Source organism: Candidatus Nanopusillus massiliensis, from assembly GCF_920984865.1.
Window position 1 is genome coordinate 549,361 of record NZ_OV100765.1, and the last position, 435, is coordinate 549,795.

Annotated in this window: 1 protein-coding gene (only partly in view); it reads right to left on the bottom strand. The window is 18.2% G+C overall.

The whole window is internal to a CRISPR-associated protein Cas4 gene (locus LUA84_RS03650) on the bottom strand: the coding sequence, 477 nt in all, runs 22 nt past the left edge and 20 nt past the right edge, and what appears here is coding positions 21-455 (codon 7, partial, through codon 152, partial); reading right to left, the first codon wholly in view occupies positions 432-434. Both codon boundaries (start and stop) fall beyond the window edges.

A 435-nucleotide genomic window follows, 5' to 3' on the forward strand; every position in this document is an offset into this window, starting at 1 on the left:
ATTATTAAGGAAGTAACATCAAATTCTGTTTTTATTTTTGGTTCTAAAAATTCACATAATTCTATTCCATATACATCTTTATCTTTCATAAAATTAAATACATTTTTTGCCCTATCTTCTATATCTTTTATTACATAACTATATGCCTTTATTTTTATATCATTTTTATCCAAATTTAAATTTTTTATTTGTTCTTCAAATTCTTTTATTGATTCTTCTAATAATTTCATTAAAAAACTATTATATAAATTTAATATTTTTTCATATTCAAAAAATTCTTTTATATTAAATATTATTTCCTTTTCTTTTTCATTTATTTTATCAAATAAAGAATGAACAATTGATCCAAATATTTTTTGTTCATTATCCTCTTCAGAATATTCCAAAACTCTTTTTAGATAAACTGTTCTAGGACAGAAAATATAATCTGTTATA